Here is a 20,624-nt window from a genome sequence, read left to right as displayed (position 1 = left end):
CTCGGCTATGGAAGACTATCGCATAGACATCATGATAGATAAAGGGCCCTCGGCGCGGTCGATACAAATAGACCTCAACCCCTTTACGCTCATCGGAGCCACCACGCGTAGCGGTTTGCTTACCGCCCCATTGCGTGCACGGTTTGGCATTAACCTGCATTTGGAGTATTACGACCCTCAAACGCTGGCGCGTATCATTAAGCGTTCGGCTCGGATATTGAACGTTCCCATCGACGATGAGGCCGCAATGGAGATTTCAAGGCGTTCGCGTGGAACACCCCGTATCGCCAATGCGCTGCTAAGACGTGTGCGCGACTTCGCCCAAGTGAAGGGCAATGGCAGCATCGATACGGTTATTGCACGCCTGTCGCTCACGGCATTAAATATCGACCAGTATGGTTTAGACGAGATAGACAATAAAATTCTGCTCACAATTATCGATAAGTTTAAGGGTGGACCTGTTGGCGTAAGTACCATTGCAACGGCCATAGGCGAAGATGCAGGCACCTTAGAAGAGGTGTACGAGCCTTACCTTATCATGGAAGGCTTTATTAAGCGTACGCAACGAGGGCGTATGGTAACCGAATTGGCTTACCAACATCTGGGTAGAAACATCTATACAAGCAACGCAAAAGAGCCTGGATTGTTTGATTAAGGAGAGGGTTAAAGGCTCTTAAAGGCGTTTAAAGGTGAAAGGGTGAAAAGGTGAAAAGATGGCTCACGCCCTTTAAAGGTGAAAAGGTGAAAGAGTGAAAAGGTGAAAAGATGGCTACGCCCTTTAAAGGTGAAAGGGTGAAAGGGTGAAAAAATGGCTCACGCCCTTTAAAGGTGAAAGGGTGAAAGAGTGAAAACGTGAAAAGATGGCTCACGCCCTTTAAGGGTGAAAGGGTGAAAAGGTGAAAAAATGGCTCACGCCCATTAGCTTGTTAACTCGAACTCTTGTCCTCTTGTCAACTACAAGGCATATTACTCCCCTCTCCCTTTGGAGAGGGGCTGGGGGTGAGGCTGGTAGTGGGTGAGGCCAGTAGTGGTTTTGTGTGAAACCTTTCAACTACAAATTTAAATTTTATTTTACAATACTGCTCTAATTTCCGTTCCATTCTAGCGAGAAAATAGGTTAAAAAGTGGGTAAATCTCACTTTTTTATAACCTTTTTCGTCCTCCTCATTGTCCATTTTTAAGAGAAGAACCTGCATTTTGCACCATTTAGCCTTTCTAGTTTGGTTGCAAGCTCATGATTTTTCGAGTCCAATTACCCACTTTTAGCCCCTAAAAACCCACTTTTTAGCGGCTGTTTTGTCTTTCCAGGCTGTGGCTCGATGGTCTAAAAGGTTTTATTTATACCATTTTAGTGTGGATGTTTATGCTTTTTACCTTGCATTTAGTACCATTTTGCCCTGCATTTAGCACCATTTTACGTTGCGTTTAGCACCAAAACGCACTGCATTTTGCACCAAAACGCACTGCATTTAGCGGCATATTGCATTGCATTTTGCCGCAAATAGCCCCTAAAACAGTGCTAATGGCTTGTTTTTGAAATAAATATTCATTTTGCCGGCATTTGTAACAAACCCCCTTTTGCATCAAAACAAACCTTCGCGAGAATTGATTTTTTGCGGCAAGGTTGGCAATTGGTTGATGGAAAGGGCACTTTTAATGTTAAATTTCTTGCTGTAAACTGGACAAAATTGTTGAAATGAGCTCGTCCCCAACTGGCCTCGCTCTCAACTGGCCACACTCCCAACTGGCCTCACCCCCAACCCCTCTCCAAGAGGAGAGGGGAGTGATGTGCTTTGTAATACCTCACTCCCTAACCGCTACTGGCCTCACCCCCACCCCTCTCCAAGGGGAGAGGGGAGTGATGTGCTTTGTAAGACCTCACCCCTAACTGCTATCGGCCTCACCCCCAACACCTCTCCAAGAGGAGAGGGGAGTGATGTGCTATGTAAGACCTCACCCCCTAACCGCTACTGGCCTCACCCCCCAGCCCCTCTCCAAGGGGAGAGGGGAGTGATCTGCTTTGTAAGGTTATGCTGACTTGGCAACTTGTTAAGGGAAGAAGATGTAAAGGCGTTTAAAGGCGTTTAAAGGTGAAAAAGTGAAAAGGCGTTTAAAGGTGAAAGGGTGAAAAGGTGAAAAGATGGCTCACGCCCTTTAAAGGTGAAAAAGTGAAAGGGTGAAAGGGTGAAAGGGTGAAAAAATGGCTCACGCCCTTTAAAGGTGAAAAAGTGAAAAGGTGAAAAGGTGAAATAATGGCTACGCCAACCAACTTGTAAACTTGTACTCTTGTCAACCCCTATACTGGTCAACTAGTCAACTCGTTACTTGTTAACTGGTAAACTTGTTAACTGGTCAACCCATCACCTCGTCACCTGATTACCTCGTTAACTGTTCAAACCATCACCTCGTCACATTGTCAACTGGCCACCTCGTTTTAACCTGCCATTACGTCTTAGAGACAGGGTGCAATGCAAGGATTTACGTATGTGAACATTACCTAGAAGTTGTGATTTTCAATGAAAAAGAGGTTTGTTTTTTCTCTTGTTAGATCAATTTGTTGTATTTTTGTGCACAGACAATCGGAGTAATTAACGAACTAGGAGGATGGGATTAAAAGGAGAAGGACGATGTCTCCACGCCTTAATCCTTTTGTCTTTAAGTTGTTTTTCATTCTTACAGCTTTCTAACTTTGTACCTTTTTATTATGCAGCATCGACAAAAGGACCGAAAACTATATTTTAACGAGCTTTCTGCAACTAGCTGGAAGTACTTTTTGCCCTACATAGAACGTTATCTGCCCATCGAACAGGGGATGAACGTGTTGGAGATAGGCTGTGGCGATGGCGGCAACCTGTTGCCTTTCAGCGAGCGTGGGTGCGAGGTTGTGGGGGTAGACCTGGCCGAATGTAGGATAAATGATGCCAAGCGATTTTTCGAAGAGGCGGGTGCTAAGGGGCGGTTTATCGCATCAGACGTGTTCGAAATGAAGGATATTGAACACCATTTCGACCTGATTATCTGCCACGACGTAATCGAACACATTATGGATAAGGCCTCTTTCTTGCCCAAGTTGCGCAAGTTCTTACGACCGGAAGGTGTTGTTTTTATGTCTTTTCCTGCTTGGCAGATGCCCTTCGGCGGTCATCAACAGATTTGCCGAAGTAAGTTCCTCTCGCATTTGCCTTGGTTTCACCTCTTGCCAGAAGATGTATATGCGGCCATATTGAAGGCCTTCCACGAGAAACCAGGCATTACAGACGAACTGCTTGACATCAAACAGACGCGTTGCACGATAGAGCTGTTCGAAGGTTTGGCCGCGCAACACTTTGCCATACGCAACCGCACGCTTTTTTTCATCAACCCCCATTACGAGATAAAGTTTAATCTGCGCCCTCGTTTGCTGTGGCCTCGCTTGGCCAGAATGCGGCATGTGCGCAACTTCTTTACCACTTCTTGCTTTTACATACTTGAGTAGGAGGTTTCGCCAAGTCTCCTTTTCAAAGCTGAAAAGCCACACCCCAAGTCCCTCTCCAAATGGAGAAAGGCTTGGGGTGTACTTTGTTCTTTATAGGCTTTTTGCCGCAACAGCTTGCAACATCATAGCCTTACCACCTTACGTCACCACTTTACCATCAGCGTTGTACCGATAGTGAAGGGCTTACCTTTTTGTGCCATAGGCGTTGAGGCAACGAAGTAATAGGCCAGATAATTGGTTGCAAGCGTGTTGCGCGACCATAGCTCTAAGGTAAAAATGCCGCGCGTTATGGCCGTTTTCAGGTTGAGAAGGGTGTAGAATGGCTGTTTAACCGCATTGTCTTCGCGCCAATAGAGCGAGCCAACGCCCGTGAGGTTGGCATTAAACATCAACTTGTTGGCAATACGGCCGAGGTTGTTTACTACATAGTTGGCATTGAACGAACAAGTGTGGCGTGGAACCAATGGCAACATATTACCAGAGTAGTCGCGCCCCGTCCCCATGCGCCCTTCCAGCATCTTGGCGTAAGTGTATCCGTAACTAGCCTGTAACGAAAGGGCGGGTAGGGGCGTGGCATTAAGCGTAAGTTCTACCCCCTTGCTGCTGCTGTGCCCCACATTGCGCACAACATTGCCCAGTGCAGGCACGGTGATGGAGAGTTGTTGGTGCCGCCAGTCGATGTAAAAGGCACTAGCCTCTAACGCCAACAGGCCTTTAAGGAAACTCCATTTGGCTCCAACCTCGTAGTTCCACGTGTGTTCGGGCTTGTAAGTATAGTCTTCGTCGGTTTGGCGAACGGCGTTAAAGCCGCCCGCTTTATAGCCTTTCGCTACCGTGGCGTATATCATACGGAAGGGCGTAAACTGGTATTTAAGCGTAAACTTGGGTGTTATCTGCCTGTCAATCCTGCTTGCATCAAAGTCTGTTGCTTGCCATCCGCCCTTCGGGTCTACGGGATTGAACATGGGTGGGGCGTCTTGTCCCATCCATTTTACCTTGGCTTTGGTGTTGTTTATTTTGTTTCTCTCCCAATCCAACCGGACACCAGCCGATGCCCACAAGCCCTTTACGATGTTGAACGTGCTGACATGATAGAGTGCGAACCCCGTTGTGGGCAGTTTGTTCTGGCTCACTTCGTACAATTTGGCCGCTATACGCGATGTGTTTACGGTGTAATGTTCGTGTTGATGGAAACCAAATGCACCCACAATCCATTGGTATCGGCTTTCGTTGGTAGAGCGGAAGGTGAATTCTTGGCTCACTTGGTTCTGCCAATGCGGCATTTTAACGGCGAAGATGTCGCGTGGCGAATAGTCTTGGTCTACTTCTACGCTACCATCATTGTGTTGAAATGCGGTCTGACTGTTCATACTCCAGCCCTCGGCATCGTATCGCCAACTCATGCCCAGCGTGCCAACCAGCCTGCGGTAAGTGCTTTCGCGATTGTAGGCAATGGGTTGCAGCACGCCCGTTTGCGGGTTGTAAGGCGCATAGGGGTAGCCGTTTTGTTGGGTAAGGTCTAGTGCGGCCGTAAATCTTGCAGTCCATCGGTCTATTGGTTTCCACGTTGCACCCAGCCTAATGGTGCCATTGCCGATGCGGTCGGCCTTGTTGTTGAGAAAAGTATTGGTCTGAAAACCGTCGTTATGATGATAATTGGCAGCCAACGAAAGGCCAAATCTTTGGTTCAGTTTATGATAGGTGGATGCGGCCACGAGCAAATCGTTGTACGAACCATACGAAACTTTGGCCATTGAGCCTTGGTAATCGAGTGGCGAACGCGTGAAAACGTTTATCAAACCAGCCGATGCGTTACGCCCGAAGAGCGTTCCTTGCGGACCGCGCAGCACTTCAACCTTGCTTACGCCAAAGAGGTCCATGTCTAATACAGTTCTGTCGAAGTAGGGAATGCCGTCTACATACACGCCTACCGAAGGCGAGTTAACCTTCGAACCGATGCCGCGAATGTAGATGGGTGAATATTGTCGCGAGCCATAGTCGGGCATGTAGAAATTGGCTAACATGCCACTAAGGTCGCGAAGACCCACAAGTTGGTTGTTTTCGATGTAGCGTTCGCCTACCCCTTGTTGCGAAACGGGCGATATGGCGGCTCTGTCTTGCTTAAATCCCACCACCGAAACCTCGTTAATCATTCCGCCAATGGTGGCCGAATCTTCTACTGTGGCGTTCGCTGTTGCCGCAAATGCGACGGCTGTTAGTGTTGCGATAATTTTCATTTTCGAATGTTTTTGTATTTCGGCAAAGCCGTTCCGCCGTTCACTTCGCAGCTTGTCGGCACACGCTTTGCTGGTTTGTAAGGTGCAAAAGTATGAAAATGTATGAAAAACCGCAATCCTTATTTGTGTGGAAATAGGTGGGAAAGGCCTTATTCACAGCCCCTCCTCAATAGGAGAGGGGGAAGAATGGCCTTGTGTCTTGACGATTTGACGACACGTTAACAGGCCAACTGGTAACCCTGTTAACGTGTCGTCGAACCGCGATGTAGCTCCTCACTTTGCTAAAAGTTGGCCAAGCGCGGCACTTTGAATGTGATGGAAAGACAGTGTGGAGCGTTAAGGTCCAGCCTAATACACCTCTTCTTCGAGGGTTACTTTTCGCATGCCCTGTTCTGTTTTAAGCAAAAGTGTGACGGTTGAATCGTTTGAAAGAGCTCGTTCTTCCTCCCACGAAAAATGCTCAACCTTTCTGCCATTCACCTCAACGACGATGTCGCCCAGTTTCATTCCTGCCTTATCAGCCGCACTTCCATCGTATATTGAGCGCACAATCCAGCCTTTTCCGATGTCGGTTCGGTTTATCCAACCAAAGCCCCATGTGGTTCCGCCAGTCCGATGTTCCTTAAATTGGCGGCAATATAGCTTGCCATTAGGGATGTCTATCACCAAGTTGTAGCACCCAAGAACACCTGCGCCGATGTTCCCCACATAGATATTCTCTTTGAAAGCACCCTTGCCAATGGGCGACAATGATATTCCTGGCTGCGGAATATGTAGCGAACCCATTCGCATGCTGTCGGCGTATGCGTCTATCCATGTGCTAACTCCACCATCGCCAAGCCCCATGTCAAGGCCATGTCCAACGCGTTTTTTCCCCTTATAGCTTTCCATGTTATACCGTTTCGTTGTCGCTTCGGTGAAGAAAACGTCGTCTCCCGCCCCCGTGTCAATGATATAAAGCCCTTCAATGGCTTGTCCGTTAAACCAGATGGTGGCCTTAATCAGGCAGTCCTTATCCTTAAATGTAAGTGGCAGACATTGGTAGTTGCGCTTTACCGAGTCGGGTATCGTGTTCAGTTTACGAATAAAACGTTGCTGATAATTAATTTCTAGTGGCAATCTTTCAAAGTCGTTGCTCCCAAATAGGCCATCCGCGTGTTTCCCCAACACACTCCTAAGGTTGCCTAAGACCATATAGGGGAAAGTTTCCGACGCCTTCCCATGTTCCACCTTGTGCCTTTTCTGCGACAATCTAACGTGCGAATACCCGTTCGTACCACGCAATCTGCCCCACATCGACGTATTAATGGTCCAGCCTTGTTCTTTTAAGTACACCGTGTCAACCAGCAGTTGTCCGCTTGCCCCCGTGTCGAATATCATGTTGGCATGGTGTGTGTTGTCGATGATTGACGGCAAATAGATGTGTCCGTCCTTGATAAAAGAAATGGGTTCTTCGCACACCTTCACTTGCTGGCTTGCCTTATTTTGCGCACTAGCCATCAGGATAAAGACGGCAAAGAGCATTGTCAATGTTGTTTTTCTTTTCATTGTTGGCGTTTTTTAGAATATGCTTTTAAGTCTTTGAAAGTGGGTTTACTCGTAAAGTGGCTCTGTTTTGAGGGTTACTTTTCGCATGCCCTGTTTTGTTTTAAGCAAAAACGTGACGGTTGAATCGTTTGAAAGCACTCGTTCCTCATCCCACGAATAGTTCTCCACCTTCTTTCCATTCACCTTTAAGATGGTGTCGCCAAGCCTTATTCCTGCTTTTGCTGCTGCGCTGCATTTATATATTGAGCGCACAATCCATCCCTTACCGATGTCGGTTCGGTTTACCCACGAGAAGCCCCACGTCCTTTTTTCGGGTGTGTATGCTTTGTAGGGGCGATAGTAGAGTTTGTTGTGGGCGGGGTCGAATACTAAATTATAGCTGCTAAGAATACCTGCCCCGATATAGCCTGCATTGTACATTCGCGAGTGGGATGAGGCCTCTGGCATAGGTATAGACACGACAACAGGGCCAATGTTTTGCAGTCCAAGGCGGACCGAGTCGGCTAGTGCGAAGGTCGTTGTAGTGGTTGTTGTGTCGCCTATGTTCGTGTACTGAGCCAGTAACTGCCGAGTTTTGCCCTTGTATGCCATTAGGTTGTGCCGCTTTACTATGTAGCTGGTGAAAAGAATGTCGTCGTTGCCTCCAAGCCATAGCTGATAAAGACCCCCAATGCGCTTGTTGTTGAACCACACGTATGCTTCAATCATAAACTTAGAATCTGTAACCGTAAGCGGCAAACAGCGGTAGTTGCGTTTAACGGAGTCGGGTATGGCCGTTAGTGTGCGTAAGAACTTCTGCTGAAAGTTCACCTCAAATGGAGAGTATTCAAAGAAAGTATCCCACATGATGCCGTCGGCATGCTTGCCCAAAACATTTCTTATGTCGCTAATGAGCATATAGGGGAAGTTTGCTGCGATGTTACCAAACTTCACCTCGTGCTTTGTGTTCGATGCTTTTAGGCGCAGTGTATCTGTTTCTCTCAGTATTAAACCTTTTTCTATCTTTGGCGGTTGCCAACACTTTTCTTTAAGATAGGTGGTGTCTACCACCAATTGGCGGTTGGCATTTGTGGTAAACAAGATGCGGGCAGGGTATTTATTGTCGATAGTTGCAGGCAAGTAGATGCCCCCATCCCATACGAAAGGGATGGAGTCGTTGCTCTCCCACATAGAGTCGAATAGCCCTTTCTGCCCATTTGCCGTCAGGATAAAAGCGGTAAAGAGCATTGTCAATATTGTTTTTATTTTCATTGCTGGCATTTTTAGTTTATAATGTTGTAGGGTTATAGCTGGTTTTGGTTATCGTCTGTCGTTGTTCAAGGTGGGTTCTCAGTCAGTAAGCATGGCTGTTTATGCGTAAAGACATCGTTAACGCCGTACTCGTTCGGCATTGGTACATGCCTTGGCTTCAGTGTTTGCAAGGCTTAGCCCTGCCTAGAATAGGAATGTTAGGTTAATCCACAAGTGCAAATGTAGTTAATTATTTTGTAAAGCGCACCGTTTGCTTGTTCCGAAGTTTAATTTTGGTGACTATTAAAGGTGAAAAGGTTAAAGGGTGAAAAGGTGAAAAGGTGAAAAGGTGAAAGGGTGAAAAGGTGAAAGGGTGAAAAAATGGCTAACGCCGTTTAAAGGTGAAAAGGTGAAAGGGTGAAAAGGTGAAAAAATGGCTAACGCCACTTAGGCATTTGGCTTAACTCCATAACTCCATAACTCCTTAAAGATGACCAACGCCACCTAGGCATTTGGCTTAACTCCTTAACTCCATAACTCCATAACTCCTTAACTTCCTAACTCCTTAACTCCTTAAAGAAGGTTGCGCCTACCAACCTGCCAACCCATTAAATCGTTAACTCGTTAACTAAATGTTGTCCGTTTTTCGGTAAGAAATTTAACGTTATGAGTGCCGTTTTTATCCAGCGGCCGCTCACTCAGCCGCAAATAATCGATTCTTGCGAGGGTTTGTTTTGGCGCAAAATGGTACTGGCCGATAAAAGGGGGAATTGCATATATATGTAGAGTTGGCGCACAAATTGTGCGGATAATCTGCAATTAGCAGCAAAATACCCTGCAATATGGTGCAAAATGCAATGCAATTTGCACCTAAACGTAATGCGTTTTGCCGCTAAATGCAATGCAATATGCTGCTAAATGCAGTGCGTTTTGGTGCTAAACGCTGTACGTTTTGCCGCAAAACGCAAGGCTAAAAGCATAAAAATGCGCATGAAATTGGGGATTATGCGTTTTCTTTTCGATAGAAAACAGGTGTTTTGCATGGCGAAAAGTGGCTAATTAATGGGTGTTTTGGTGCTAAAAGTAGGTAATTGGGATGATAAAAAAATGCGCGCCGGCGACAAAATAGAAGGGCAAAGTGGTGCTAAATGCCGTTTGTGTTCTCAAAAATGGACTAAAACAAAAGTGTGTAAGACTGAAAAATGCACCTAAACGCATGCAAAATGGCTTTTGATTCTTCTAGAATGAGATGAAATTTTCTCGGCGTTTGTCAAAAGTATTTACTTGTTTTAACTTTTGGTTGGGCGTATCTGTGCCTGTTTTCATTTCATAATAGAAAGTAGTCAGTTTTGTAACGATACATTTGTTTGGGATAATAGTCAATGTTGTCTTGATTAAGGGTTTAGACTTGTAGCTGAATTTGCGGCAGCAACCCCTTTGCAATTGTCTACGCCTTGTTTCGTTTTAAAGAGGATGTGGCATTAAGCTTGCTCGGCCGTTAAATGCCAAGTAAGGCTACCTTTTTTGACGTTTGAGAAACGAATAAACGCTTTGCAAAGCTCGTTGGTTGATGTGTTTTTAAGGTGGTTACACTTCTGTAATTTACGATTATAGCCCAAACGATAATTGCTCAATGTAATTCAACTAACCGTTATTTTATTTGAAAAACGGCATTAATTCAAAAAAATGATGTAGATTTGCAGTTATAAACTTCATTATATTGAAGATAAATGCCTTAAAAGGCATATAACCTTCACTATAATGATAAATAAAACGTAGCGTTATGGTCGATTTATATGAATATTCTACGCCTGAACTTGTACGCCTTTTGGGTACGCGTTTCAAGGAATATAGGCTGCGTTGCAACCTCACTCAAAAAGAGGTTGCAGAGCGATCGGGTGTTGGGCTCACCACCATTCACAAGTTTGAGAATGGCAGTGCAGGCAACTTGTCGCTATCCACATTCGTACTTTTGCTTAAAGTTGTTGGGCAAATCAATTCGTTAGACAATCTTCTGCCAGAGTTGCCTCCTTCTCCTTATCTTGTGCGTAGAGACGAAAAGAAGGCGCAACGCATTAGGCATACTAAGTAACTAAAGTTTCCCACCCCTTAAAACACTGGATTTTCTCATTCACCTTTGCCTTCGCATGTAACCCCATCTTCCATCCACGGCGAAGCATGTCCATGGCGACTTCCATCTTAGACATCTTACACTCTTGAAAGCGCTTATAATCGGGGTTGTCATCATTCCTCTTGGTATTATATGCCTTTCTGCGTTGCTGCCTTGTCAGCCCGCAGTCGCCTTGTTTCCCCTTTTCTTGATGCAGTGAAAAATCAAAGGGTATGGTTGTCTTGCCGTCAAAGAAGGCACAAAGCAACAGCTTGTAGCCCAATACACATCTGCCTTTCACATGGTCGGAAACACGACTGACACCCTCCATCCTCACGCCACTCTTCTCAAGCACGGTGTCGTCTATGATGAAACAGGTCGTGGTGTCGGGTTGAGGAGCTTCGCCATACTTACGCAATAGGCACATATAACGCAGGGCAAAGTGGTTCATCAGGCGTCTCCAATCCATCTGCGGGCGAATCATCATGCGATAGAAACAGTTCTTGCCATGATTTGAAAGCTCGTATATCTTATGCCTGCATATGCGGTGGATGCTCTCACCCACAATGCGGAAGAGGCAAAGGGAGAGGATCAACTCCGAAGCCGAAACTCCGTCGTGTTTCTCCAATGACAGGCGAGAAAGCAGGTGGCCGATGCCAAACTTGCCAAAAAGATGAAATAAATCATCGCTCATTCGACTTTTAACACTCAAGAGTTTGGATAACTCGCTTATTTTCTCTATTTTTGCTTCCATAACAGTTTTGTTGTTTTGTCTTTGAAATCAGTTGTTTAGCGAATACTAATTTACAAAGAAAATTCGACAAACTGTTATTTTTCTATCTGTTTATTAGGGTGGGAAACTTTAGTTATAATTATTAATAAATAGTATATTTGCACTATGACAACAAAAAAGAATTCTCCTTGTCTGTTATCAGATAATGGACCATGTTATATTACTTCCTCTCTCAAACAGTATCTCTGTAAGGAATATAATATCAGGCATATCCATGGCAAACCCTTGCATCCGCAGACGCAAGGAAAGATAGAACGATATCACAGATCGATGAAAATGCAATTAAGCTAAATCATTATTTCTGTCCCTCTGAATAGGAAAAGGCTGTCGATGGATTGAAATATTATAATGAGAAAATATTTCATGAATCGTTAGATAATCTTACACCTAGAGACATATATTTAGGGCAAGGGGAGAAAATCAAGAAAATACGAGACCTAATAAAGAAAAATTCAGTTAACAAAAGATTTTTTAATAATAAAACTATAATGTTTCAAAATAAATAACTATATTTGCACTTGTGCACTTTTATTTGACAACGTACAGCATGAAACAATATATATATCCTATAATAAGAGGTGAAAAACAAGTTGGTCATGGATTTCTAGCGAATGACTATTTTATCACCGCTGTTCATATTTTAAGAGAAAATGACAATGCTTATGTAATAATAGACGGGGAAAAAGTAGAATTCGATAAAGTAGTCCCAGTATATGTTGGGAGAGGTAGAGATAATGACCCTAACTTTATTGATTTAGCCTTTTTTAAATTCAACAATATTAAAGGTGGTTTTTCTATATTAGATTATACGCCAGAAAAAGAGGATGTTTTAGAAAGCTATTGCTTACATAAAAAAGAAGGGAACAATGATAATGAAGAATATGAAATTGATATAGAATCTGCATATGCTCTTGGTGAAGTGGAAGGCAATTATTTCCATTGTAAATGCTATCGACATGAGGGAAGCAGTGGAAGTCCGCTGATAAAGGATAAGCATGTTATTGGCATTATGCATGGAGGTGAAGTTGTTAAGGAACTTATAAAACAAAAGAGTTTGAGTGAAGAAGAAAAGCAAGTATTTAATCTTAAAGATGAGGATATAATATGCTCATTCTTAAAGATAAATGCTGTTATGACTCTTATTGATAATGCAAAGGCAACATAAAAACTCAAAAGAATTTAAAATAATAAACAAAATGGAATTAATTGATCTTAAACTCCCTTCTGGGACAAAATGGGCGGCTTGTAACATTGGAGCAGAAAAGCCCACTGAATATGGAGATTATTTTGCTTGGGGTGATACCTCTGCAAAAAACAATTATGTCGGAAGAACTTGTGAGACTTACGACTTAGACATTTATTCCTTAAAAATGGAAGACTATATTAATATAAGAAACGTGTTGGCAGATAATTATGATGCTGCTACCTATAATTTGGGTGAAGGATGGAGAGTACCTTCTGGCGAACAGGCCCAAGAGTTAATAGACAACTGTAATTGGGAGTGGGTACCCAATTATGGAAATACTGAAATAAATGGAAGATTGGGAATTAGCAAAATAAATGGAGCTAAGATTTTTCTTCCAGCAGCAGGATATCTTCAAAGTAGTAACAAACTAATGATGGGTGACAGTGGGGGATATTGGACTGCGTCTCCCAATATGGTTGTTTCAAACAGAGCTTGGTCTATCGCATTTGATTCTAATGTAATAAATGTCTTTGACCATGGGCTTAGATATTATGGTTACTCTATTCGCCCAGTTTTCAAGTGATAAGTATGCTATAGGGACAACTTTATGTTGTACGTTGTACACTTTTGTGTCACAGTTATAGAACACCCACACACACCATCTTACACCTAGAGACGTATATTTAGGGCAAGGGGAGTAAATCAAAAAGATAAGAGAAATAATAAAGCAAAATTCAATCAATAAAAGAATTTTTGATAATAAAACAATGAAATATAAGAGTAAATAACTACATTTGCAGTTGTGCACTTTTGTTTGACAACGTACAATCGCAAACGAACAGACAAAGATGGAAAGGAAAGAAATCAAGCAGTCCGCAGGACGTACCGCCCTCGGAGAATTCGCACCGGAATTTGCTCATCTCAACGATGACATTCTTTTCGGTGAAGTGTGGAACCGTCAGGAAGAGATGAGCCTGCATGACCGCTCGCTTACCACAATTCTCTCACTCGTGGCGCAAGGCATCACCGACTCATCGCTCAAATATCACCTGAATACGGCCAAAGCCAATGGCGTGACCCGACAGGAATTTTCGGAGATGATCACTCACGCCGCTTTCTATGTAGGCTGGCCTAAGGCATGGGCGGTGTTCAACATGGCCAAGGAGGTGTGGACTTCAGACATACAGACCAAAGAAGAATTTCAGGCAAGCACACCCTATCCCATTGGCGAGCCTAATACGGGCTATGCCAAATACTTCATAGGGCTGAGTTATCTCGCTCCGATGGAGGCTGACAAGGGGGGCGTGGTAAATGTAACGTTTGAACCCCGTTGCCGCAACAACTGGCACATTCATCACAAGGCCGTTCAGGTGCTCATCTGCGTTGCCGGCCGTGGCTGGTACCAAGAGTGGGGCAAGACACCTGTAGAGCTTCGCCCCGGTGTTGTCATCGCCATCCCCGAGGGCGTGAAACACTGGCACGGAGCTGCCAGAGACAGTTGGATGCAGCACCTGACTTACAATACTCACGTTGAGGATAGCTCATCGAACGAATGGTTGGAACCTGTCACTGATGACATCTACGACAAACTCAAATAAGGCATTGCTTTCCCTATAGGCATGTTCTAAAAATTCCCCGCAAAGGTTCAATTGTTGTTCCTTGTTTTGCTCTTTGCTGTCTTTTTGCTTTTATCTGGCATCTTTCGCTTACTCTTTCAGTCGCATAGTTCACTATGCTCCTTCAAGAAGTAAGCAAAACCTGCTCAGCTAAAAGCTAAAAATACAGTAAAGGTAATTTTTAGGACCTGCCTATAGAAAGTTCATTTCGCGAGTTATTAGCCTACAATCGTGCCCTTTGAACCAACTAATGTAGTATATAGTCAGAATGTAGTGATTTCTATCCGCTGCCTCTGACTACATCCTAATCCTTTCTCCGTATTACCCCTTATTGTAGTAATGTAGTAGGATAATATCGGTGAAAGAAAAAGATTAGGAATAAATCAATGGTGTGTACCTCCAAACAGGAATATCGGTGTTATGGAAGTTGCGGGTTGCTGTACCTTATGGCAGTCCTGTTTCTCCAATGACAGGCGAGATAACAGGTGACCGATGCCAAACTTGCCAAAAAGATGAAACAAATCATCACTCATTCGAGTTTTAACACTCAAAAGTTTGGATAACTCACTTATTTTCTCTATTTTTGCTTCCATAACAGTTTTGTTGTTTTGTCTTTAAAATCAGTTGTTTGCGATTACTAATTTACAAAGAAAATTCGACAAACTGTTATTTTTCTATCTATTTATTTGGTGGGAAACTTTAGTAAGTAATTGGCGCGTATGGTAAAGTTATTAAGCACTATGATAGAAAGGGTTTGCTTAGCCCAGCTTACGGTTGAACAGCCGAAAACAACCGTAGAAAAGTATTTTAAGTAAGCGTTAAAACCTCAATATATTGTTCTTACAAGCAATTTGTTGTTGCTTGTTTTTTGGTTAAGTTGCAGCGTGATGCTTACTGATAGGGGGCGTATGGCAACTGTTGGCCTGTAAAGTGTGGCTAAGCAGGTGCATTGTAGGCCGTTTTTAGCCCTTAGCCACCAGCAGCCAATGCTTGCCTTGGGCATCGGTTGTGGCGAAAAGGAAGTGTTCGCCGCCGTCTTTTAGTTTTAGTTTCTTGCGTAGGGCATCGGGTTTGAGGGGGAAGTTGCGCGTGGCGATGTTGGCCTGGCCGATGCCTTGCAAGGCTGTTTTTAGGTCGCGCTTGTTAAACGAGGTGGCTGCAACGAGCTTAAATCGTCGGCCAGGGAAGGTGGGTATGTCGTTGTTGGCTACAAAGAGATGCGAGTTGGGGGCAATGGCTTGTACCCCTAGTCTGCTGCATAGCAGGCCAAAACAGCCTGCTTTCATGATGGAGGCGTTGGGTTCGAAAAGGTACATGCCTGCTTGCGGTGGCGTTTGCAAGATGGTTTGTGGGGTTGCATCGGCCTCGGCAAGGCTGTATTGAAAGCTGTGGCCATCGTTATGGCATGTAATGTGGGTGCTGTCGGCGGCATCTGTGGCTTGTTGTGGGACAGGGTTTTCTAGTGGGGTGGGGTGCAATAGTCCGCTTTGTGCGGCAGATGGGCTTAGGCTTTGCGCGGCAGACGGGCTTGCAGATTGTTCCTTGTTTTGCCCATCGGTGATGAGGAAGAGCAACTCTTTGCACTCGTTTTTTGCAGACACGATGTGCAGTTGGCTAACCCATGCGCCTTGTTTTTGCAGCTGCGCAATGGCCAGTTGCCAATGCAACATGGGCGAGAGTTTAACCATGAGCAAGCCACATTTGGCTAAGAGCATGGGCAAAAGTTGGAGAATATCGGGCGAACAGTGTTCGATAAGCACCGTTTTGCCCCCATTCTTATCCCTACGTGCAGGGTCTAGGTAGATGCACGACACCCTTTCCATCGTTTCGAGGTGGCTTTCGGCCTCGGCACACACCACCTCGGCGTGCCCTATATCAAGGGCATTGAGGTTGTTTTGCACCAATTGGCAAAGCTTGGATTGGCGTTCTACGTAGGTGGCTTGGGCGAAATGTGCGGCCATAAAACTGAAATCTACGCCGAATCCCCCAGTAAGGTCTACTAACGAAGTGTGTTCGCATTCGGCTACTTGTTTTTTATCGCCATTTCCTTTCTCCCTTTCGCTGTTGTTAGGTGTGGTTTGTTGCATGGCGTTTACGTACTGCCACGCCACGTTGGCCTTGTATTCGGCCGTGGTTTGCGACGAGCATTGCTCCATAGAAAGATGTGGCGGATAAACAATTTTGGGGTTATCGGCCCACGCAGGCAGCTTTCGGCAAGCCGTTTGCCAGCCTGCAATTTGGTCGAGTGCAAAGGGCAGGTCTACGTTTGGGGCGTTATGGGCGGCAAGAGCCAGCTGTGGCACGTTGTCGTTTCTATGTTCTGCGATAAAGCGTAGGGTGTCGTTGTTGCTGTACATGTTGCTGTGGGGCGTTATGGGGTGGGGGATTGGTGGGCTTGTGAAGAGCTGTGGTGTGGGCAAAGGCACTGCCATTTGCCGTGTGGGATGGTTGATGTGAGCCTATGTTTTGCCAGGCCTAAGTTTCATTGAAAACGCAAAAAGGTGCTGTTTATTATGTGGAAGGGATAGATTGCACGCAAGTCAGCTTTCTCGTCATAGGACACAGAAACGCCCCCAAAGGCGTATGAAGGCCGATGGGGGCGTTGGTTATGGTGCTAGTAACGCGGCGTGGGGGCTTTTAAGCATTGCCGACGTATGTGCCACGGAGGGCGTACGGGTGCGAAATGCTGTTGACCTTAACGCCACAGGCTTTACTTGTAGAACTTCATTTCGCCGATAACAAGGTATCTCGATGAGGCTGAACGTACGTTGGAGAGCCTTATGTAGTTACATTTAACGGGTTTGGTAAAGCGAACAACGAAAGGTTCTCCGTTGCTGATGCTGTTGTCTGTTCTCGTAATCTCGCCTTGGTTCGTCCATGTGTTCCAGTCTTCGCTGGTCTCAACAGTCATACTCTTAGCCACCCAGTTGACGTATCTTGCGCTAGGAACGAGAGAGAGAGCAGTAACTTTGGTGTTTTCGGACACTGTGATGACGAAAGTAAATGGCCCTTGGTTGGAAGGCTTAAACCACACGGTTGACAGGTTGCCGTCGTATAGGTTCTCAAGCTTATTGTTCTGGTCGTCGTATACTAAGTAGTCGCCAAGGCTCATAGCCGTAAGTCCATCGGTGTTGCCATTATCAACAATATTGCTTTCCTTATAGTTGACGGTGATGTTCATATTGCCGTAGTTGCTGGCCACATCTACACCTTGTGCGGGGTTCAGCGTAAGCGTAACCGCGCCGTTGTTGCGTGTAGACATCAGCGTGTCGAGCGCGTTGCCCAGCTGAGCAACCACTTTTATGGGTTCTGCCGATACGGTAGTGCCCTTGGCAATGGTAACAGTAGGCGTGAGAATGTTAACTGCGCCCTTCTCCAAAGCCGTAGCACCAGCTTGTTTGGTAGCAGAAGGATTCTCGGCAACGCTCACTTCTAGGTCGTGGTCGAGTGGCGAAGAGAGGCGTACATAAAACTTAACGGTGTCTTTTTTAGCGATAAGTTCGCCATTGGCGTTTACAACTTCCAGCGTACCCTTGTTGCCTTGGTTGCCCAAGTCGTGTATGTACAGCTTAGGCAAGTTGCTTGTTTCGCCCTTATCGTAGAGTTTAGTGCCCACTTCGGGTTCGCTTTGGCAGGCAGTAAACAATGTGGCAAGCCCCACGAGGGCCGGCCATGTTATCTTTAAGATTGATTTCATATTGATAATCTTCGTCTGAATGTGTTTGGTTGGGAAAGTATTTGCTCACCTTGTCCCCAAGGCTTTATCGGCCTTGGGGCAGGTTGGGCTTATACGATTAGTTATTTGCCGTCGATGCGCACGTTAGGAATCCATGCGGGAAGCGTAGCGGCCTTACCGTTGTTTCCGTGGCCTGTGGCATCCTTAAAGGTGTCGCCGCTGCCCTCGTTCATCTTCCAGTAGGCTTCCAGTCCATCGCTTTGGGGGTCGCAAACGTACATGTCGTTGGCCACTTCGTTTTGCGTACGAGCCTTCGTCCAGAAACGCAACTCGCTTACTTGAACGTTGGCTTTGAGGTAATCGGTAGCTCCAAAGAGCATGGTATTGCCTAAGTTGACAACCTTTCCGGGCAAATCCATCGAAGAATCGAGCTTACCGTTAACGTAGAGCGACAGCTTTGTGCCTTCGCAAACAAAGGCCAGGTGATACCACTTGCCAGCCTCGAAGAGCTGGTTGCTGTTAAGTTGCGAGCCTTGGGTTTTATTTGCAGGCGGTTGCCTTCGATGGGCGCATCGCCGAAACGCGTGTATATCTCGCCGTCCTTGCCCGAAGGTGCCCATGCACCGAAGAGCATCTGGTTGTTTAGTTCGCCAATGGCCTTGCCAAGCTTGTCGATGTTGACGTTCATTTCTACCGTCCATGCCGTTAGTGCGTACTCTTGGCGCATGTTAAAGGTGATGCGTGCGGCCGAATTGATGACAGGTACGTCTTGACGAACTACCTGATCGATGATGCAAACCAGCTTGCTGCCCGGTTCGAGCACGTCGTTTACGCCGTTTTTGCTTTTCAACTTTAAGGCCACGGCATACTTCTTACCCGAGTTTTTCACCTCGTTGGATAGCGGTTTCACCGTAAGCTGCACAGGCGTAGGGCTTACGCCGCCAGCGTTAACCGTGGTTTCGGTGTTGGTAAGCTCGTATTCGCTAGCGGGCAAGGCCACGTAGTGGGTGGCATTGCGTGCGTTATACTCGTTCAGGGCAGCCTCGTCTACCGACACTTCGAAAGTGCTGGCTTGCTCGGCAGGCGATGAAAGCCTAACGTAGAAGTTCTGTTGCACGTTGTCTTCGCCCACCGTAATCTTCATAGATGTATTGGCGTTGGTGCGCGTTTGCTCGAAATAGGCCTGATTGGTAAGCTCGCTATATTCGGCATTGTTGCATGCGGCCAACGAAAGGGCTGCAATGGCCATTGCAGCAGCCTTAATGGTTATGCTGTATCTTTTCATTTTTGCGTAATGATTAAGTGTGGTTTTACTTCAAAGAAGGGTTCATAATCTGTATGGCCTTGCGCAACCAGGGGTATGTGGTTTGCGCCGAAGACTGTCCGTATTCGTACTCCATGTGGTACGAACCTACGCCACCTTTTTGGTAGGTTTGTCCGTTATAGGTGGGTTGCCAGTAGGCCATGCCGAGGAGCGAGGGTATAACATTGCCTTGTTTCGTGCGGAAGTCTACGCCACCTTTTGCAGCATAGTTCTCAAAGTTCTCGCAAACGATGATTTTCTTTGCCACTTGTTCGGGGGTGAGTGTATTCTTGAAGTGTTCAATCTGAGTTCTCAAGCGGCCGTTAAGCTGTTCGTCGCTGTAGGTGCTGTAGGCTTGCAGGATGAAGTAGTCGAAGTGGTCGCCCAGCGATTCGGGTAGTGCATCGGGCTCACCGTCAACAACGAACATCTTATTGGTACCCGACTTGGGGCCGATACGCTTGCTTAGGGTTTGAACGAAAGCCGTCATCACGCCCTGTTCGGTCCACATCTCCTTGTCGGTAGCGAAAGGTTGTGCGAAGTTGGGTTCGGCATCGATGTCGAATCCGTCGTAGCCGTACTTGTCAATGCTGTCGCAAATGGCGTTGGCATACTTCTGGGCGGCGGCAATTCTCGACTCATTAGAGTCGCCCCAGCCCCAGAATTCCTTCCTCCATTCTTTCCACGTGGTTCCGGCTTTGGCTTTGTCTGCGGGTAGAGGCGGCGTCATTTGGTCGCCAATGTCCATCACGATAAAGCACATCAGCACCTTCGTTCCTTTTACTTGCTGAACAAATTGCAGGTCTCTCTTTTGTTTGTCGTTTAGGTTTCGCCAGTTTCCCCAAAGCGAAACGAAGTCTACACTGTCGGGAAGACCTTTGAGCGAGTTGTTGAGCATGGCTGCATCGCCAGTCCAGTTGCCAAACCATCCGAATGCTTTGGGATGGTCGCTGTTCTTGTATTCGCGCAGCTTGGCATAATAGGCTTCGCTTTTGTTGGTGGCGGTCAAGTCGGTTGGGTTCTTTATTTCCGTCTCGGTCCAGTCGCTGCATGCCGTGAGCGACATCGTAGCTGCCGCAAGCCACAGCAGGGTTTTATTCTTAATATTCATCGAAATCTAATTTTATAATGTTGGGTTAACGAGTTACTAGTTTACTAGTTGGGGAGTTTACAGGTTTACCTGTTAACGAGGAGAGGTGGAGTTGGTGGGCTTAAAGACCCTTAGCCATAACCGAATAGCGGCTGGGCGCAACTCCATAACTCCTCTTTATCCCTTCACTCCTTTACTCCTTAGCATTTTTCCTTCACTTCTTTTGCCACCACATTTTCGTTGCGTAGTCGTCGGTACCGCCGATAAGTTGCACCGCTTTGCGATAGTTGGTGGGGTTTTTAGTTAGTTCGTCTACGGCGAAAGGAATGCGGTTGGGCACCTTCAAGCTGTATCCCGAAG

The 20,624-nt window shown here is 45.9% G+C and carries 14 protein-coding genes and 3 pseudogenes; 6 read left to right on the top strand and 11 right to left on the bottom strand.

All coding sequences use genetic code 11. The features are described 5' to 3' along the window. The coding region (gene ruvB / locus BN93_RS07715; protein ID WP_044260093.1) for a Holliday junction branch migration DNA helicase RuvB at window positions 1-655 on the top strand (655 nt) is incomplete at its 5' end. Between the two features lie 2,049 nt (window positions 656-2,704). After that, window positions 2,705-3,475, top strand: coding sequence for a class I SAM-dependent methyltransferase (locus BN93_RS07705; protein WP_019187770.1), 771 nt, complete (start codon window positions 2,705-2,707; stop codon window positions 3,473-3,475). A 143-nt stretch (window positions 3,476-3,618) separates the two neighbouring features. Here the strand turns inward: BN93_RS07705 and BN93_RS07700 are convergent, their stop codons facing one another. The 3 genes from BN93_RS07700 to BN93_RS07690 all read right to left on the bottom strand — a co-directional run bounded on the left by BN93_RS07700 (window position 3,619) and on the right by BN93_RS07690 (window position 8,511). Then, window positions 3,619-5,712, bottom strand: a complete 2,094-nt coding sequence (locus BN93_RS07700; protein ID WP_019187769.1) for a TonB-dependent receptor — start codon at window positions 5,710-5,712, stop codon at window positions 3,619-3,621. 348 nt (window positions 5,713-6,060) lie between these two features. After that, window positions 6,061-7,260: a PDZ domain-containing protein gene (locus BN93_RS07695; protein WP_019187768.1), complete on the bottom strand. Its 1,200-nt coding sequence runs from the start codon at window positions 7,258-7,260 to the stop codon at window positions 6,061-6,063. Between the two features lie 45 nt (window positions 7,261-7,305). After that, entirely contained in the window at window positions 7,306-8,511 is a 1,206-nt protein-coding gene (locus BN93_RS07690) for a PDZ domain-containing protein (protein WP_044260092.1), read from the bottom strand. A gap of 1,762 nt (window positions 8,512-10,273) precedes the next feature. On the opposite strand from BN93_RS07690, the gene BN93_RS07685 reads away from it, so the two are divergent. Continuing rightward, window positions 10,274-10,582, top strand: a complete 309-nt coding sequence (locus tag BN93_RS07685; protein WP_009230510.1) for a helix-turn-helix domain-containing protein — start codon at window positions 10,274-10,276, stop codon at window positions 10,580-10,582. 34 nt (window positions 10,583-10,616) lie between these two features. On the opposite strand, the pseudogene BN93_RS07680 reads toward BN93_RS07685, so the two are convergent. Beyond that, window positions 10,617-11,354: pseudogene (locus BN93_RS07680) on the bottom strand (IS4 family transposase); the annotation flags it as partial. A 586-nt stretch (window positions 11,355-11,940) separates the two neighbouring features. Here BN93_RS07680 and BN93_RS07675 point away from each other — a divergent pair. From BN93_RS07675 to BN93_RS07665, 3 genes are all read left to right on the top strand, one after another. Beyond that, window positions 11,941-12,558 (top strand): trypsin-like peptidase domain-containing protein, encoded by a 618-nt coding sequence (locus tag BN93_RS07675; protein ID WP_019187762.1) that lies wholly within the window; start codon window positions 11,941-11,943, stop codon window positions 12,556-12,558. Window positions 12,559-12,589: 31 nt separating this feature from the next. Then, window positions 12,590-13,162 carry a fibrobacter succinogenes major paralogous domain-containing protein gene (locus BN93_RS07670; RefSeq protein ID WP_139145468.1) on the top strand — a complete coding sequence of 191 codons (573 nt, stop codon included), beginning with the start codon at window positions 12,590-12,592 and terminating at the stop codon, window positions 13,160-13,162. 265 nt (window positions 13,163-13,427) lie between these two features. Beyond that, window positions 13,428-14,177 (top strand): carboxymuconolactone decarboxylase family protein, encoded by a 750-nt coding sequence (locus BN93_RS07665; protein ID WP_019187760.1) that lies wholly within the window; start codon window positions 13,428-13,430, stop codon window positions 14,175-14,177. 404 nt (window positions 14,178-14,581) lie between these two features. On the opposite strand, the pseudogene BN93_RS16765 reads toward BN93_RS07665, so the two are convergent. From BN93_RS16765 to BN93_RS17520, 7 genes and pseudogenes are all read right to left on the bottom strand, one after another. Further along, a pseudogene (locus BN93_RS16765) lies at window positions 14,582-14,788 on the bottom strand (IS4 family transposase); the annotation flags it as partial. A gap of 369 nt (window positions 14,789-15,157) precedes the next feature. After that, window positions 15,158-16,552, bottom strand: a complete 1,395-nt coding sequence (locus BN93_RS07660; RefSeq protein WP_044260187.1) for a THUMP-like domain-containing protein — start codon at window positions 16,550-16,552, stop codon at window positions 15,158-15,160. Window positions 16,553-16,905: 353 nt separating this feature from the next. Next, window positions 16,906-17,892, bottom strand: a complete 987-nt coding sequence (locus tag BN93_RS07655) for a discoidin domain-containing protein (protein ID WP_019187758.1) — start codon at window positions 17,890-17,892, stop codon at window positions 16,906-16,908. A gap of 101 nt (window positions 17,893-17,993) precedes the next feature. Continuing rightward, on the bottom strand, window positions 17,994-18,491 hold the full coding sequence (locus tag BN93_RS18590; protein WP_316928618.1) for a LamG domain-containing protein: 498 nt from the start codon (window positions 18,489-18,491) through the stop codon (window positions 17,994-17,996). Between the two features lie 272 nt (window positions 18,492-18,763). Then, window positions 18,764-19,015 (bottom strand): annotated as a pseudogene (locus tag BN93_RS19010) (DUF1735 domain-containing protein); the annotation flags it as partial. Between the two features lie 166 nt (window positions 19,016-19,181). After that, on the bottom strand, window positions 19,182-20,285 hold the full coding sequence (locus tag BN93_RS07645) for a glycoside hydrolase family 18 (protein ID WP_019187757.1): 1,104 nt from the start codon (window positions 20,283-20,285) through the stop codon (window positions 19,182-19,184). 193 nt (window positions 20,286-20,478) lie between these two features. Beyond that, a complete protein-coding gene (locus tag BN93_RS17520) occupies window positions 20,479-20,604 on the bottom strand; it encodes a SusD/RagB family nutrient-binding outer membrane lipoprotein (RefSeq protein ID WP_232211144.1) in 126 nt (41 codons plus the stop codon). Window positions 20,605-20,624: the final 20 nt, after the last annotated feature.

The sequence above is a fragment of the Prevotella conceptionensis 9403948 genome, from assembly GCF_000312305.1.
Classification (GTDB): domain Bacteria; phylum Bacteroidota; class Bacteroidia; order Bacteroidales; family Bacteroidaceae; genus Prevotella; species Prevotella conceptionensis.
This window is presented reverse-complemented; position numbering and strand designations above follow the sequence as displayed.

Excerpts from the sequence above, each read along its gene's own strand:
- BN93_RS07655 (WP_019187758.1), bottom strand. The coding sequence starts at position 17,892 with ATGAAATCAATCTTAAAGATAACATGGCCGGCCCTCGTGGGGCTTGCC.
- BN93_RS07645 (WP_019187757.1), bottom strand. The coding sequence starts at position 20,285 with ATGAATATTAAGAATAAAACCCTGCTGTGGCTTGCGGCAGCTACGATG.
- BN93_RS07665 (WP_019187760.1), top strand. The coding sequence starts at position 13,428 with ATGGAAAGGAAAGAAATCAAGCAGTCCGCAGGACGTACCGCCCTCGGA.
- BN93_RS07700 (WP_019187769.1), bottom strand. The coding sequence starts at position 5,712 with ATGAAAATTATCGCAACACTAACAGCCGTCGCATTTGCGGCAACAGCG.
- BN93_RS07690 (WP_044260092.1), bottom strand. The coding sequence starts at position 8,511 with ATGAAAATAAAAACAATATTGACAATGCTCTTTACCGCTTTTATCCTG.
- BN93_RS07660 (WP_044260187.1), bottom strand. The coding sequence starts at position 16,552 with ATGTACAGCAACAACGACACCCTACGCTTTATCGCAGAACATAGAAAC.
- BN93_RS07685 (WP_009230510.1), top strand. The coding sequence starts at position 10,274 with ATGGTCGATTTATATGAATATTCTACGCCTGAACTTGTACGCCTTTTG.
- BN93_RS07675 (WP_019187762.1), top strand. The coding sequence starts at position 11,941 with ATGAAACAATATATATATCCTATAATAAGAGGTGAAAAACAAGTTGGT.
- BN93_RS18590 (WP_316928618.1), bottom strand. The coding sequence starts at position 18,491 with ATGGGCACCTTCGGGCAAGGACGGCGAGATATACACGCGTTTCGGCGA.
- BN93_RS07695 (WP_019187768.1), bottom strand. The coding sequence starts at position 7,260 with ATGAAAAGAAAAACAACATTGACAATGCTCTTTGCCGTCTTTATCCTG.
- BN93_RS07705 (WP_019187770.1), top strand. The coding sequence starts at position 2,705 with ATGCAGCATCGACAAAAGGACCGAAAACTATATTTTAACGAGCTTTCT.
- BN93_RS07670 (WP_139145468.1), top strand. The coding sequence starts at position 12,590 with ATGGAATTAATTGATCTTAAACTCCCTTCTGGGACAAAATGGGCGGCT.